Genomic DNA, 13,111 nt, shown 5'->3' with positions numbered 1-13,111 from the left:
TGCCCCTTATTTCATTAGCCACCAAACGGTACAAATACCTCACCAACCATAATTCGCCTTGCTGAACGGCTCATTGATACTTTTTTGGCTTGCCAGCGTCCATTAACTTGTTCCGTTTTTCCGCCTACCAGTAACGTACCAGAGGGGTGACCAAAACGCACTTCTGATAATTCACCACCACCAGCCGCTTGATTGACCAATGTACCTTGTGTGGTTGCAGCAGCAGCAATGGCAACTGCGGCTGTCCCCATCATTGCATGGTGAAGTTGTCCCATACTCATTGCCCGAACAAGCAAATCAATCTCATCTGCTAATAATGCTTTGCCACTTGAAGCGGTATAGCTGGCAGGTTTGGCAACCCAAGCCAGCTTTGGCACATGCTGACTACTTTGTGCCTCGCTAATATCACTAAATAACCCCATTGCCACGCCACCATAGGCACGAATGGTCTCTAATTTGGCAAGTAGCTTATCATTGCTATTGACATCACCTTGCAATTCAGTGCCAGTAAAGCCTAACGCCTCAGCATTCACAAAAATAGTCGGGATACCTGCATTAATAAAAGTCGCTTGCAACTCACCCAGTTCTGGATACTCTGGTACAGCAAAGCTATCGACTAAATTGCCAGTGGGGAACATATCACTACTGGCATCCACAGGGTCGATAAATTCAACTTTGACTTCGGCAGCAGGGAAGGTGACACCGTCTAATTCAAAATCACCTGTTTCTTGTACCTGTACCTTTTTATTGCCATCTAAATAAACAGGCACATGAGCAATGATAGTTTTACTGATATTCTCTTGCCAAATGCGTACTTCACAAATGCCACTATTTTTTACACCATTTTTACCATCATCAAAGCTGGCAGTAATACGCTTGGCATCAACCAAGCCCATATTAATCGCACACGCTCCTACCGCAGCGGTAAGATTGCCACAGTTACCGCCCCAATCTATCATTGGCTTGCTGACATTTACTTGACCAAATAGATAATTGACATCGTGGTCGGGCTTATCTGATTTGGATAAAATCACCGTTTTTGAGGTGGAGGAGCTGCCATTACCTAAACCGTCTATTTGCTTGCCATAAGGGTCAGGGCTACCGATGACACGTAATAAAAACTGGTCACGAGCCTTGCCAGCAGTTTGGCATGATTTGGGTAAATCAGAGCGTTTAAAAAATATGCCTTTTGACGTACCACCACGCATATAGATGGCAGGAACAGAAATTTGTGGGGCAAAAGGTTGCGGATTTCTTGAGGATTGAGTCATGGAAAGTCCTTTTAGGTTTGCTTTGATTTTAAACTAAGTTAATCGTTATCATCTTCAGTGTCTTCAAGCTCATCAATATTAACTTGTCGATTGCTTAGGTTTTCATAAACTTCATCATTTTCACGCCGACCGACGGCTAAAACATAAACAACCACAATGTCATCAATAACACGATAAATTAAACGATAACCAACAGAGCGTAATTTAATTTTGTAGCAATTAGGAATTCCTGAAAGTTTAGCCGATGCAACATGAGGTTGTTGCAATCGCTGTTTAAGTTTTTTCTTAAACTTATTTTGTGTATCAGAATTTAACTTCTTCCATTCTTTTAATACTTTCGGGTGAAAATCTAATTCATAACTCATCAATAGATACCCTTATTGGCATTTCACCGTCATTCATACGTTGTTCGACAATTTTACCCAGCTCTAAATCCTCTAATAATTCCATCATTTTTTCATAGGTTTCAGCAGGCACAAGATAACCTGATGGTTTATTGTGATTTAAAATAGCAATCGGCTGACCATCTGCTTGCTTTAGTAGAGCAGTGGGGTTGCGTTTTAACTCTGAAATACTGGCAGTATGATTGGCAAATATGGGTTGCATGGTCTTATCCTTAAATTAGCCCAAAATTTAGGTCTTATTTTAGCACTTTTTTATCCAGATGTTTAAATTATCAGTAGTGGCTTTAATAATGATAGCGACAAGAAATGATAGTTAAATAATTTTTATCAACCACATAAACCAAACGATGACTGTCATCAATTCTACGTGACCAAAACCCTGATAAATTCTCTTTTAACGGCTCAGGTTTACCAATCCCTACAAATGGTGAGCGTTTGCAGTCGGTAATCAGTTTATTAATGCGTTTAAGGGTCTTTTTATCTTGTGTTTGCCAATATATATAATCCTTCCATGCCTCATCAGTCCATGCCAGCAAGCGAATTTTTCCCTCTCCACTATTATTCATCGTCTAGCTCGTGCAGTTCTCTAACAGCAGTTTTTCCTGCTTGATATTGAGCGATGGATTTTGCCAAATGATTGGCATTGGCAGGGGATTTAAGCAAATAAACGGTTTCCATCAAACTATTGTAATGCTCAAGTGACATCACCACCGCATCATCTGCATCTCGTCGGGTAACAATCGTCGCATCAGCATCTTCTATAACTGTGTCTAATACTTCTTTAAAATGCTTTCTGGCTTGTGAAAAGCTAACAACACGCATATCTTATTCCTTAATTGTACAATTTATAGTACAAGTATAAGATGGTTTAGCCATATTTGCTACTCATATTGCGTAAGTCCTAATTACATAAAATTCTCAGTATCGATTGATCTAACAATAATGTTTTTATCACCAAGTTTAAAATTTAACTTTGATAAGTGGCTAACCAACTGATAAGCATCATGAGATATACTAACATCAAAAATATCATACCAATCAAATTGACTACCTTTATCATCAAGTAAGCAGTATTTGTTATGAGTCATCATAAATATTGATGGATAAGGTAGTATTTGGTTTATTTCATAATCATATTTATTCTCATGTAATATTCTAAAAAATAATAACCATTCTGCATGTAAATCTGGAAAGTCGGCAATACTGACAAAATCTTTTAGCAGTAATTTTGCAGCTTTTTTTAATTGAGTGGTATCAATAGCATTTCCCCATTCTCCAGCATTTAAATAATGCCACGTCGAAAAATCTATTATTGCTGACATATTTTGGATAACATGATAAGCTCGTGCAAGTTGTTGATAGACAAAAAGCCATTGATAGTCTGTCGTAATAAAATCAGTATCTAAACAGCGTATATCATCATAGTCAAATATAGTAAAAATATCAGATTGATGTATTAATTGACCAATGGCTAATATTGTCCAATCAGAATAGGGATAAGGATAAGCATAATTGGCTGCTATGCGTAAAATTAAAGAAAAATAATCTGCACCGATATAAGAAAATTCATGTTTAGTCATAATAAATAGTCACTAAAAAGTAGTAAAAAATGAAAGCCAAATAGCTTTACTTGACTTCCATTTTATACACTTATAACATGAGATAGAATATTCTAAGCCACACTCTTCGCTAAAAACTCTTTAGCAAAGCGTTGTAGCATACCGCCGTTATTATACATCTCGACCTCATCTTCAGTATCCAGACGTACTTTCACCGCTACCTGCTCACTGCGACCATTTGTACGGTTAATCACCAAAGTCATCTCACCACCAGCACTTGGTGTACCAATGACATCATAGGTTTCTGTACCGTCAAGTTTTAGCGTTTGCCGATTGACACCATCTTGAAACTGTAATGGCAATACCCCCATACCGACTAAGTTTTGACGGTGGATACGCTCAAAGTTTTCGGCGACGATACATTCCACGCCAGCCAGACGAACACCTTTGGCCGCCCAGTCACGGCTAGAGCCTTGTCCGTAGCCATCACCTGCGATGATAATCAGTGGCTGTTGTCGTTGTAGGTAGGTTTCGATACCTTCCCACATACGCATGACTTTGCCTTCTGGCTCAACCCGTGTTTTTGAGCCTTGCTCAATACTGCCATCATCTTGGCGAACCATCTCATTAAGCAGTTTTGGATTGGCAAAAGTTGCTCGTTGAGCAGTTAAGTGGTCGCCACGATGGGTCGCATAAGAGTTAAAGTCTTCTTCGGGCAAGCCCATTTTTGCCAAATATTCACCTGCCGCCGATGTTGCCAAAATCGCATTAGAGGGCGACAAATGGTCAGTGGTGATGTTATCCCCCAAAATTGCCAGTGGTCGCATATCTTTTAGGCTATTGGCTCGTGCCATCGCCCCTTCCCAATAGGGTGGACGGCGAATATAAGTACTCATTTCACGCCAGTTATATAGTGGGTTAGAGGTGGCATTATCCATACTGGCTTGGTCAAACATCGGAATATACACATCATTAAACTGCTCAGGCTTCACATGAGCCGATACCAAGGCATTGATTTCCTCATCATCTGGCCAGATGTCTTTTAGATAAATAGGCTGTCCGTCTTTGTCATAACCGAGTGCATCTTTTTCAATATCAAAGCGGATTGTCCCTGCAATCGCATACGCCACTACCAATGGTGGTGATGCCAAATACGCCTCTTTGGCATAGGGGTGAATACGCCCGTCAAAGTTTCGGTTACCTGACAATACCGCCGTCGTATATAAATCTCTATCAATGATTTCTTGTTGAATATCAGGGTCTAACGCACCACTCATACCATTACAAGTGGTACAAGCAAAGGCAACCACATCAAAACCCAAATCCTGCAAATCGTCCATCAATCCTGCCTCTTCAAGGTATAATTTCACCGTTTTAGAGCCGGGAGCAAGCGAGGTTTTGACCCAAGGTTTACGAGTCAGCCCCAAACGAGCCGCATTGCGAGCAATCAAGCCTGCTGCAATCATATTGCGTGGGTTAGAGGTATTGGTACAGCTGGTGATGGCAGCGATAATCACCGCACCATCTGGCATTAAACCATCTTCACTTTGTGGTAAGGCTTCGTTTTCTTTATGAGCAATACCACGAACAGCAAGTTCGGCAGTTGGTACACGAGCATGCGGACGTGAAGGACCTGCCAAGTTACGGGTTACCTGACCCAAATCAAACTGCAATACCCTCTCATATTCAGCATTTGCCATACCATCAGCCCAAAGCCCAGCCTCTTTGGCATACTGCTCAACCAACGCCACCTGTTCATTAGAACGCCCAGTTAATCGCAAATAATCCAACGTCTGCTCATCAATATAAAACATCGCAGCCGTTGCCCCATATTCAGGGGTCATATTAGAAATAGACGCTCTATCGCCCACTGTCAGACGTCTTGCACCCTCACCGAAAAACTCAATATAGCAAGACACTACGCCTTCATTGCGTAAAAACTCGGTCATCGCTAGTACTAAATCTGTACCAGTAATGCCTTTTTTTAGCTCACCAGTGATTTCCACACCAACAAAATCAGGGCGACGCATCATCGACGGATTGCCGAGCATCACACTTTCTGCCTCAAGACCACCGACCCCGATGGAAATCACCCCCAACGCATCAACCATTGGCGTATGGCTATCTGTTCCGACCAAGGTATCAGGAAACGCCACCTTATCGCCTGAATGTTGGTCGCTCATTACCTGCACCACAGGTGACATTTTCTCAAGATTAATCTGGTGCATAATGCCATTACCTGATGGCACAACATTGACATTATCAAACGCCGTCTGACACCAATTAATAAAATGAAAACGGTCATCGTTACGTCTGTCCTCAATCGCCCGATTTTTGGCAAACGCATTTTTTTCAAATCCAGCATGCTCCACCGCCAGTGAGTGGTCAACAATCAACTGCGTAGGCACAATCGGATTAACTTTGGAAGGGTCACCGCCTTGCTCAGCGATGGCATCACGCAAGCCTGCCAAATCGACAAACGCCGTCTGTCCCAAAATATCATGGCAGACCACACGGGCAGGATACCAAGGGAAATCCAAGGTTTGCTTACGTTCAATATGTTGTTTAAGAGCATCGATAAGCTCATCGGGTGGGCAACGGCGGACAAGGTTTTCACACAAAACCTTAGAGCAGTAGGGCAGTTTATCGTACGCCCCTGCCTGTATATCGTCCACCGCCTGACGGGTGTCAAAATAATACAAACCTGTATCGGCTAATGGTTTTTTATATTGGCTATTCATTGGCTGGCTAGAATTCATCATCGCTGACCTTATATTAGTGAATGTTAAAGGGTTAAGAGGGTTAACGGTTATTTATCACCTTAGATTTAATAGGGTTAAATGGGGTTAAATTGTTTTAGGTTAAAATTGTGAGTTGGGTTAGCCATAGCATCACCCAGCAAAATCACAAAAATTAAACGCTATTTTTTCCTTCTCATAGATTATTTCCTCCCTGTTTGTTCTGACCTACTTACTCAGACTTTACCACCGTACCTTGAGCGATGGCACATAAAACCTCAGTACCATCATCTGTATCATTGCTATCATTAATAGCAAAAACCTCTGCCACACATACCGCCTGCTTGCGACCATGTGACACCGCCCGAGCATGACAACGTAGCTTTTGCCCTTGAGCAGGTTTTAAATAATTGATTTTAAATTCAGACGTTAACGCATTACCTTGCAACGCCAAACCACCTGCAAAAGTAATGGCATTATCCGCCAAATAACTAATCACACCGCCATGAGCAAAGCCATGCTGTTGCAAATGATGGGGTTTTAACTCAATCTCAATCGTGGCACTTTCACTTGTTACCTCAGCTAAACGAGCCTCAATAAACTGGCTAAATGGTTGTGACGCAAAAATTTGAGTAGCAAATTCACTTAAATCCATTTATTGCATTCCTTATTTAACTTTCTTACTTAATCATGTATTTACAGCTCTTTATGTGATAGTAATTGAAAAAATTCTGAATTTTTTATTAACTGATTTTTAGTTGTTGAGATATTACTAACAAATAAAATAACTGGGAAATCAAAATTTTCTAGGGGTTTATTATCAAAAGGGTCAATATTGTTATATAACTTATAAATCTCACCAGTAGTATCTTTAGAAACAGAGTAATAAGTACCAAAATATAAGCTATCTCTTTCTTCAAACTTTACAGAACATAAGTTTTCTAACTTATTTTTTGCCTCTTTGATTTTGAGCTTTGTACCATATACTTCATCAATTTTCATAGATTTTATTTCTTGTAAATAACCTTTAGGTTGAGCCGTTTATAAGATAGATAGGTTAGCAGAAAACTAAAATAGGGTGCTAGAACAAGCCGAAAAGGAGAAAAAGCCTGCTCTAGCAAAGAGGCTAACAAAGCTACCAACTAGCCACGCTCAGCAATGGGTGGCACTTCTCTTGGTGCTTCACCGACATATTCGGCACTTGGGCGAATGATACGGTTATTGGCACGTTGCTCAAATACGTGTGCCGCCCAACCTGTTAGGCGTGAGCAAACAAAGATGGGGGTGAATAACTTGGTCGGAATGCCCATAAAGTTATAGGTGGACGCATGGAAAAAGTCGGCATTACAGAACAATTTTTTCTCACGCCACATCACCTCTTCACAGCGGACAGAGACTGGATATAGCACTTCATCACCAACATCTTTAGATAGCTTTTCTGCCCAGCCTTTGATAATCACATTGCGAGGGTCAGATTCACTATAGATGGCATGACCAAAGCCCATGATTTTCTCTTTACGCTCCAGCATACCCATCAAGCCTTCTTCGGCAGCTTCAGGGGAATCAAAGCTTTCGATAAGCTCCATTGCTGCCTCATTTGCCCCACCATGCAAAGGCCCACGCAGCGTACCAATCGCCCCAGTGATACAAGAGAAAATATCCGATAGGGTAGAGGCACACACACGAGCAGTAAAGGTTGAGGCATTAAACTCATGCTCTGCATACAATATCAGCGATACGTTCATTACCCGTTCGTGTAGCTCACTGGGTGCTTTACCAGTTAATAGGTGCAAGAAATGCCCGCCAATGGTGGCATCATCAGTTACACAGTCGATTTGCACGCCATCGTGGCTATAGCGATACCAGTAATTGATGATACTTGGGAAGGCTGCCAACATACGATTGGTTTTATCAAGCTGCTCATCAAAGCTATTTTCTGGCTCAAGATTGCCAAGCATTGAACAGCCAGTACGCAGTACGTCCATTGGGTGAGCATCTTTGGGGATACGCTCTAGCACATCTTTTAGTGGTTTGGGAAGGTCACGTAAGTTTTTTAGGGTCGCTTGATACTCATCAAGTTGTGTTTGTGTGGGCAGTTCGCCATAAAGTAATAAATAGGCGACTTCTTCAAAGATACATTGCTCGGCAAGATTTTTGATATCATAGCCACGATAAGTCAAGCCTGAGCCTGATTTACCGACGGTTGATAAAGAGGTTTTGCCAGCGACTTGTCCACGAAGTCCTGCACCTGAGAGTTGTTTTCCTGCTGCCATAATCAATTTCCTTTTGTTTGGAGTGGGTGGGTAAAATTTGAGTTTTATTTTCTAACTATCTAACACTTATTTCTAAGAACCTGTATTCATAAGTCAAAATTAGGGTGTTTTTAGATTAAAATGGCGTAATACAAGGCAAATTTGGGGCGAATAGTTATTCTATTTAACCCAACATTTAACGCAGTAGTACGTCTATTTTAGGCAAAAAGCCCCACCATTGTGAGTTGTGAATACAGGTTCTAAGACTCATTTAATTAACGTAAACCTTGATTGCCCAAATACTCGTAATATTCCTCTATAGAATAACTGGTAAGTTCGCCTTTAGCATGGCAAGCTTCTACCTTTTTATTAAGTACAGATACCATTAATTTATTCATCAAATTATCCATTTCATTATCATTAGAATTTAAAACCCCCTTATTCTTTGCTACAAAGGCTTGAAAGTTTTGTAGTTCTTGTTCAGTTAAGTTGAGACTTTCTGTATATGCTTCTAACTCTGCATCCATATCTATATCTTTGTTTTCTCTTGCTTCTAATAGTAACTCTCCAGTTTTAGCATAAAAAGCAGCAGCTTTTTTCGCTGTTTCTGAGGCAAAAAACTGGTTGAACTCCTGTTGTTTTTCTATGGGGATATATTGTTGTATTACCTGTTGAACCTGTTGCTCTGCAAAGTCATTTTCAACTTCACTAAAACAGGCATACTCTTCTTTAGTAAACCCATATTGAAATATCATGGGTGCTATAAAGTTATTAAACATATTGACTGCATATCTGGCAGTGGTGCTATCCTCTTTTTTTGCTGTTACTGTTTGTGCTTGAGTTGGTGTGTTATCTGGTGCTGTTGCTGTGCTGGTACAGCCAGCTAACAAGAGCATACCAGCACCAAAGGCTAAGGATATAGAAACTTTATTATTTAAACGCTTACTAGATTTTTTATTAAACATAAATCACTCTAATCATATAGTTATTTTTTATGTGCAAACAATGTAGTCAATGTTTACTCGATAGGCTCAAGGTTACAACGAGTCAATTCATTATTGATGATCTTTTTAAGCATATCCTCATATTGTTGAGGATCTACACTATCACCAATATTTTGAATGGTTTGCCCTTCTGGGGACTGCACAAACTCAACCATCTTTTGTTGTTCTTCTTGTGTCAGTGTAATAGGGTTTTCAACTGTTTCTCCGGCCATCATTTTATATTGCTGGTCACTAAATTTAGTGATTTTTTGACCAAGCTCTGAGCCATAAAAGTCATCTAGAGTAGCAAGTTGTTCTGGTGTTAACTCATTGCGCAAAAATTTATCTGCTTCGGCAGTAGCGACTGTGTCATTCATTTGATTGAGACACTCTTTGTCTTCTGCACTGTATTTATCATCAGCATTTAGCTGTGCTTTGGTGATTGCGACAAAGCTGTCAGCCATTATATTAACAGTAGGTGAGTTATTATTAATCGCTGAGTCTTGAGTAGTAGTCGTTTCAGTTGTTGGCTGGGATGCTGTATCTTCTGCTTTGTCTGTATCTGTTGCTTTATTGCAGCCTGTCAGCAGTGTCATGGATAGCAGTACTGCACAAGATACAAATAATGTGTTATGGCGCATAATTAAACTCTTAAATTTTATTTTAATGAATTGGATGATCATCACTTCAATTGAAGTTGGTGTATGAATAAATAAAGCAAGCCAATCAATAATGGGTGTTAGTATTGATAAGTTTGATAAAACTTGTGACTAACACCTAGCATTATAAGCTGATTTAAAAAAGTAACTGTAATAAATTTATTAGCCATAAGCACATAAATTTTAAAGAAAGCTACTTTTTATCAGCAAACAATTTATCTAAAGTCTGCTCAAACTGATGATAATTTAAAAAGTCATATAATTCCATTCGAGTTTGCATACTATCGACCACTTGTTCTTGGGTACCATCTTTTAAGATATGCTGATACACGTTTAGAGCTGCCTGATTCATCGCACGAAATGCTGATAATGGATACAGCACCATCTCAACGCCAACGTTAAATAACTGCTCAGTAGTGTAAAGGTCAGTTTGTCCAAACTCGGTCATATTTGCCAATACAGGAATGTCTAGTACATCAGTGAACTTGCGATACATCTCAATATCAGTCAAGGCTTCAGCAAATATCATATCTGCCCCTGCTTCTTGGAAGGCAACGGCACGCTCAACAGCCGCATCCAAACCTTCTACTGATAGGGCATCTGTGCGTGCCATAACCACAAAGTCAGGGTCAACTTTAGCGTCTAATGCTGCTTTTAGGCGGTCAACCATCTCAGCAGTTGAGACGATTTCTTTATTAGGGCGATGACCGCAGCGTTTTTGTGCCACTTGGTCTTCAATATGTACGGCTGCCACGCCAGCTTTTTGCATTTTTTTAATGGTTTGAGCAATGTTAAATGCACCGCCCCAACCCGTGTCAATATCGACTAATAAAGGGGTGTCAACGGCATTAGTGATACGGCTGGCATCTTCTAAGACATTATCAAGGCTGGTCATACCCAAGTCAGGTAAACCATAAGAGGCATTAGCCACACCACCACCAGATAAATAGATGGCTTTGTGTCCCACTTGAGTTGCCATCATCGCAGTATAGGCATTAATAGTACCGACAATTTGTAGCGGTTGGTTTTGTTCATTTTGTTGTTGTAAGGCGGTGCGGAAACGTTTACCTGCTGATGTGATTGTCATATTAGAATCCTTGAGTATTCACTCGGTTACTGTGGGTTATTTTTAACTTGTTGTTATCATAAAGCTTTATAGAGGTAGATAAAAGTCTAGAGAAGTTGATGATAGTTTATTTTAATTACAATCAATTTTACTTATTTCTAAAATCATTTAAAAAATGAATAAACATATCAGTATTACAAATGTTTTGTTTGTGACTTATTTAGCTATAGTAAGTTAAAACGATTGATTTATTAAAAACCACAAATCATTTATTACATTTTGTTACAAAAATAAGAAGGCAATAAGTGAAGGAAGCAAGAAATAGGGGTGGTTTATAGGTGAGATTAAGGCTGGTAACGTCGATATGTTATCCCTTTCTCCTCATATATCTCATAGATAGCATCTAATAAGGTAGGCAACGCAGAATGTGTCAGATCTTCTAAAATATTTAAATAGATGGGTGAGGTTGCATTTTCATGAATCAAACGCTGATAGGCAATTTGCTCCGTGCGTACACTTTTTAGGCTATCAGGGACAAGGGTAATGCCTTCTCCTGCAGCGACTAGACCAAGGGCAACTTGTAAATCACTGACTGTTGAGGTGCTATACGGTTGGATACCCTGACGTGAAAAAAGGTGCAACAGTGGCTCACGAATACTATTGGCCTGTGGGATAGATGAGCTGGCTGTAGACAATGGCAGATAGGTTTGATGGTATAAGATAAGGTGGCTCTCTGCATGCTGTCTTAAATGCTGATTGGGTGTATTTGCAAGTGGGTGTGACTTAGGGAGTGCGACAACATAACGTTCATGACGCAATAAAATCTGTTTAACATGGTGCTTGCTATGTATGGTTTGACGCTGAGATGTTGCCTCATCAAGTGGCTGGCGAGGTGCAATGGTGAATCGCCCAAAACCAACATCAATGTCACCTGATTTAAGTGCATTAACTTGTTGATAAGAGCTAATGTCTTTTAGCTGGATTTCTAAGTTGGGTAGGGTGTTTTTTAAGCGACTGATAATATCAGGCAACAGTCCATATAATACCGAAGGAACAAAGCCGATACTTAAAGACTTCTTTGGTGTGGCAATACGTTTGGTAATGTTAATAACCGTTTCAAATTCAGTGAGCATTGCCTGTGTGTTATGAAAAAAAAACTTGCCTGCTTCTGTTAATTGTAAAGGACGATGATAACGGTCTAATAGCTCAGTTTCTAACTCTTCTTCAAGTTGTTTAATCAATCTGCTTAAAGTTGGTTGTGACAGTCCAGTCATACGGGTTGCTTCACTAAAACTTTGACAGGAAGCAACCGCATGAAATGCTGTTAATTGTTTAAATTGTAATGATGGTTGCATACACAAAAGCCCATGAATGTCTTTATTAGCACTTTAAATCTAGTCACTTAATTTAGGGTTTGTGTGATGGTAACTGGCTCAGCACCTACCAGATGAATAGTACCTTCTATAATTTCCACATTGACAGATTGTGGATTTTTGATAGCCCGCATGATATTTAGGTCCTCAATGCTACTGTCTACAATAATTTTGCCTGCCGTATTGGGTGCTATCGCAGGGTCAAAGTTAGTAGGAGACACATGAATAGCTTTGCCTTGTTTAAAGGCATCTGCTTTTATCATCAGTGTGCCTTCAAAAGCATCAATGGCATATGCACCTTTATTAGAGAGCAAAAACCTAACTTGAACATTATTTAGTCCATCTTCACTACTTGACTGAATGGGTAGTAAAGTAATTGGGTAAGTCTGTGCATAGCCAGATGTTTGACTGGCACTATCAATGGGGCTTTTTTTACCAGTTGGATTGTCTGGGTGCAAACGTTCATATTCTCTTTGTTGCTTGAGCGCGTCACCAATAGTAATCCGAGGCATAGCCCCTGATTCATAAGCCCCGCTAAGTTTCATTCGTAGCATATAGCGACTTAATAACTGGCGGTCTTCTTCTGATAGCTCTTCAAAGGTATCACCAAGTTTGTCTTGCCATTTATCAGAGCTGGTTGGGATGCTCTGCTTCATTGGGTCGGAACATCCTGATACACTTAAAGTCATAAAAAGTAGCGCACCACAAATACCCAAAAGAGGGCGATTTGAACGAGTCTTGGTCAAAAGCTGTATCATGTCATGCTCCATATCAAAATGTTTGATGGATTGTTATATTCTTGATTT

Annotated in this window: 15 protein-coding genes; all 15 read right to left on the bottom strand. The window is 40.1% G+C overall.

What is annotated here, in order from left to right; genetic code table 11:
* Positions 1–14: 14 nt before the first annotated feature.
* The 15 genes from prpF to FHK88_RS08630 all read right to left on the bottom strand — a co-directional run bounded on the left by prpF (position 15) and on the right by FHK88_RS08630 (position 13,063).
* Complete coding sequence (gene prpF, locus FHK88_RS08700; protein WP_227430354.1) at positions 15–1,271, bottom strand: 2-methylaconitate cis-trans isomerase PrpF; 1,257 nt, start codon at positions 1,269–1,271, stop codon at positions 15–17.
* 38 nt (positions 1,272–1,309) lie between these two features.
* Positions 1,310–1,636, bottom strand: coding sequence for a type II toxin-antitoxin system RelE family toxin (locus tag FHK88_RS08695; protein WP_227430353.1), 327 nt, complete (start codon positions 1,634–1,636; stop codon positions 1,310–1,312).
* The gene (locus FHK88_RS08690) at positions 1,626–1,877 is read right to left on the bottom strand and encodes a type II toxin-antitoxin system Phd/YefM family antitoxin (protein ID WP_227430352.1); all 252 of its coding nucleotides are present in this window, start codon (positions 1,875–1,877) and stop codon (positions 1,626–1,628) included. The genes FHK88_RS08695 and FHK88_RS08690 overlap by 11 nt, the downstream gene beginning before the upstream one ends.
* An 82-nt stretch (positions 1,878–1,959) precedes the next feature.
* Entirely contained in the window at positions 1,960–2,241 is a 282-nt protein-coding gene (locus FHK88_RS08685; protein ID WP_227430351.1) for a Txe/YoeB family addiction module toxin, read from the bottom strand.
* Positions 2,234–2,497 carry a type II toxin-antitoxin system Phd/YefM family antitoxin gene (locus FHK88_RS08680; RefSeq protein WP_227430350.1) on the bottom strand — a complete coding sequence of 88 codons (264 nt, stop codon included), beginning with the start codon at positions 2,495–2,497 and terminating at the stop codon, positions 2,234–2,236. Before FHK88_RS08680 ends, FHK88_RS08685 begins: the two co-directional genes overlap by 8 nt.
* A gap of 83 nt (positions 2,498–2,580) precedes the next feature.
* Positions 2,581–3,255: a hypothetical protein gene (locus tag FHK88_RS08675; RefSeq protein ID WP_227430349.1), complete on the bottom strand. Its 675-nt coding sequence runs from the start codon at positions 3,253–3,255 to the stop codon at positions 2,581–2,583.
* 92 nt (positions 3,256–3,347) lie between these two features.
* Positions 3,348–5,975 (bottom strand): Fe/S-dependent 2-methylisocitrate dehydratase AcnD, encoded by a 2,628-nt coding sequence (gene acnD, locus FHK88_RS08670; RefSeq protein WP_264480656.1) that lies wholly within the window; start codon positions 5,973–5,975, stop codon positions 3,348–3,350.
* A gap of 229 nt (positions 5,976–6,204) precedes the next feature.
* Positions 6,205–6,627: a PaaI family thioesterase gene (locus FHK88_RS08665; protein ID WP_227430347.1), complete on the bottom strand. Its 423-nt coding sequence runs from the start codon at positions 6,625–6,627 to the stop codon at positions 6,205–6,207.
* 41 nt (positions 6,628–6,668) lie between these two features.
* Positions 6,669–6,974: a hypothetical protein gene (locus FHK88_RS08660; RefSeq protein WP_227430346.1), complete on the bottom strand. Its 306-nt coding sequence runs from the start codon at positions 6,972–6,974 to the stop codon at positions 6,669–6,671.
* Positions 6,975–7,114: 140 nt separating this feature from the next.
* The gene (gene prpC / locus FHK88_RS08655) at positions 7,115–8,245 is read right to left on the bottom strand and encodes a 2-methylcitrate synthase (RefSeq protein WP_227430345.1); all 1,131 of its coding nucleotides are present in this window, start codon (positions 8,243–8,245) and stop codon (positions 7,115–7,117) included.
* Between the two features lie 254 nt (positions 8,246–8,499).
* Entirely contained in the window at positions 8,500–9,189 is a 690-nt protein-coding gene (locus FHK88_RS08650; protein WP_227430344.1) for a hypothetical protein, read from the bottom strand.
* Positions 9,190–9,242: 53 nt separating this feature from the next.
* On the bottom strand, positions 9,243–9,848 hold the full coding sequence (locus tag FHK88_RS08645) for a hypothetical protein (RefSeq protein WP_227430343.1): 606 nt from the start codon (positions 9,846–9,848) through the stop codon (positions 9,243–9,245).
* 211 nt (positions 9,849–10,059) lie between these two features.
* Complete coding sequence (gene prpB, locus FHK88_RS08640) at positions 10,060–10,953, bottom strand: methylisocitrate lyase (RefSeq protein ID WP_227430342.1); 894 nt, start codon at positions 10,951–10,953, stop codon at positions 10,060–10,062.
* Positions 10,954–11,276: 323 nt separating this feature from the next.
* Entirely contained in the window at positions 11,277–12,287 is a 1,011-nt protein-coding gene (locus tag FHK88_RS08635; protein ID WP_227430341.1) for a LysR substrate-binding domain-containing protein, read from the bottom strand.
* A 47-nt stretch (positions 12,288–12,334) separates the two neighbouring features.
* Entirely contained in the window at positions 12,335–13,063 is a 729-nt protein-coding gene (locus FHK88_RS08630; RefSeq protein ID WP_227430340.1) for a hypothetical protein, read from the bottom strand.
* Between the last annotated feature and the right edge of the window lie 48 nt (positions 13,064–13,111).

This window comes from Psychrobacter sp. I-STPA6b, assembly GCF_020662265.1.
GTDB lineage: Bacteria > Pseudomonadota > Gammaproteobacteria > Pseudomonadales > Moraxellaceae > Psychrobacter.
The sequence above is the reverse complement of the archived record's forward strand: the minus strand, read 5'-3'. Positions and strand labels throughout refer to the sequence as shown.

Excerpts from the sequence above, each read along its gene's own strand:
- FHK88_RS08695 (WP_227430353.1), bottom strand. The coding sequence starts at position 1,636 with ATGAGTTATGAATTAGATTTTCACCCGAAAGTATTAAAAGAATGGAAG.
- FHK88_RS08660 (WP_227430346.1), bottom strand. The coding sequence starts at position 6,974 with ATGAAAATTGATGAAGTATATGGTACAAAGCTCAAAATCAAAGAGGCA.
- FHK88_RS08665 (WP_227430347.1), bottom strand. The coding sequence starts at position 6,627 with ATGGATTTAAGTGAATTTGCTACTCAAATTTTTGCGTCACAACCATTT.
- FHK88_RS08630 (WP_227430340.1), bottom strand. The coding sequence starts at position 13,063 with ATGATACAGCTTTTGACCAAGACTCGTTCAAATCGCCCTCTTTTGGGT.
- FHK88_RS08685 (WP_227430351.1), bottom strand. The coding sequence starts at position 2,241 with ATGAATAATAGTGGAGAGGGAAAAATTCGCTTGCTGGCATGGACTGAT.
- FHK88_RS08650 (WP_227430344.1), bottom strand. The coding sequence starts at position 9,189 with ATGTTTAATAAAAAATCTAGTAAGCGTTTAAATAATAAAGTTTCTATA.
- prpF (WP_227430354.1), bottom strand. The coding sequence starts at position 1,271 with ATGACTCAATCCTCAAGAAATCCGCAACCTTTTGCCCCACAAATTTCT.
- FHK88_RS08645 (WP_227430343.1), bottom strand. The coding sequence starts at position 9,848 with ATGCGCCATAACACATTATTTGTATCTTGTGCAGTACTGCTATCCATG.
- FHK88_RS08675 (WP_227430349.1), bottom strand. The coding sequence starts at position 3,255 with ATGACTAAACATGAATTTTCTTATATCGGTGCAGATTATTTTTCTTTA.
- prpB (WP_227430342.1), bottom strand. The coding sequence starts at position 10,953 with ATGACAATCACATCAGCAGGTAAACGTTTCCGCACCGCCTTACAACAA.
- prpC (WP_227430345.1), bottom strand. The coding sequence starts at position 8,245 with ATGGCAGCAGGAAAACAACTCTCAGGTGCAGGACTTCGTGGACAAGTC.
- FHK88_RS08635 (WP_227430341.1), bottom strand. The coding sequence starts at position 12,287 with ATGCAACCATCATTACAATTTAAACAATTAACAGCATTTCATGCGGTT.
- FHK88_RS08690 (WP_227430352.1), bottom strand. The coding sequence starts at position 1,877 with ATGCAACCCATATTTGCCAATCATACTGCCAGTATTTCAGAGTTAAAA.
- FHK88_RS08680 (WP_227430350.1), bottom strand. The coding sequence starts at position 2,497 with ATGCGTGTTGTTAGCTTTTCACAAGCCAGAAAGCATTTTAAAGAAGTA.
- acnD (WP_264480656.1), bottom strand. The coding sequence starts at position 5,975 with ATGAATAGCCAATATAAAAAACCATTAGCCGATACAGGTTTGTATTAT.